Below are 1,047 nucleotides of genomic sequence, written 5' to 3'. Positions count from 1 at the left end.
ATCTCATACCGGCTAGCAACAATCTTCTAAAACCACATTCAGTTAAGTGAGGCAGCTGATATTGAGAACATATCCAGTTCACTAAACCAAAGTAATCTATCAAATTCTGCTCTGACAGATGAATATCTTCTTCAACTTCCGTATACATGGCAAAGCCAGAACAGAAGTCTTCATCGATGTATTCTAGCTCTGCTAACTGACTTCTTTCTCCTGTTACAATCAGTTTTACATCATAAGCTTTAGCTTGCGGTACTGAAGTAGGTAAACGAGTAGGGCTTAGGTTCAGTGGCTCGATAAGGTTTTGTTGAATTGCAGACTTTATATTTGGCCAAAGTCCTAGGTTAGCCAAAATTAGATTAGCCGGTACAATTAAGTAACCGCTATCTGCCTGTGAAATTAAGCCAGGTTGGAAGGCAATATCACCACTTAAATCGACACTGTAACGGTCAAATAAGCGTTTGGCATCAAGTGATTCCGACAAAACAATCGCAGCGTTAGACTGGCTCTGAAGAGCTTTACTGATGAACTCTCTATAGACAGAATTATCTACGCAGTTAATGAGTAGTACTCGCGTCAATCCAGAAATTTTTGAAAAACGAGATATCGTTGCCGACATTCTCGGTTGGAGCTCAGTAAAAGACTTCTTTGGTAACGAAGGTGCAGACTTTAAAAGTGCTTCGTACTGCTCAAGTGAAGGTGTTACGTCTTGCCAATTAAGTTGGTTCATTAAAATTCATCGTAATTCAATCTTGCCGACATTATAACGAAACGGACTATAACACCCTAGCACCAATTTGGTTTGCTCACGGCATTCAACTCTCAATGAACAATACTTAGACAAATGAGTGATCAACATCGATACTTCTAAGAGTTTTATTTGCCCAAGTAAACCATCTGGGTTACACTGTCACTAGGTTATGTTTATGGGTCGGAACAAATGAAATATCAGCAGCTTGAGAATCTAGAATGTGGGTGGAAATGGAAGTATCTCATCAAAAAATGGAAAGATGGTGAAGCGATTACCCGACATATTGATACAAGCGAAGC

At 39.5% G+C, this 1,047-nt stretch carries 1 protein-coding gene and 1 pseudogene; one reads left to right on the top strand and one right to left on the bottom strand.

Annotation, left to right across the window (positions count from 1 at the left end; translation table 11 throughout):
• On the bottom strand, positions 1 to 727 hold a 727-nt coding region (locus IQR33_RS15835), incomplete at its 3' end, for an AAA family ATPase (RefSeq protein ID WP_193843846.1).
• Between the two features lie 210 nt (positions 728 to 937).
• Between IQR33_RS15835 and IQR33_RS15830 the strand changes: the two are divergent.
• Positions 938 to 1,047: pseudogene (locus IQR33_RS15830) on the top strand (Ter macrodomain-binding protein MatP); the annotation flags it as partial.

Origin of the sequence: Vibrio sp. OPT46 (genome assembly GCF_015163535.1) — a bacterium.
GTDB lineage: Bacteria > Pseudomonadota > Gammaproteobacteria > Enterobacterales > Vibrionaceae > Vibrio > Vibrio alginolyticus.
The sequence above is the reverse complement of the archived record's forward strand: the minus strand, read 5'-3'. Positions and strand labels throughout refer to the sequence as shown.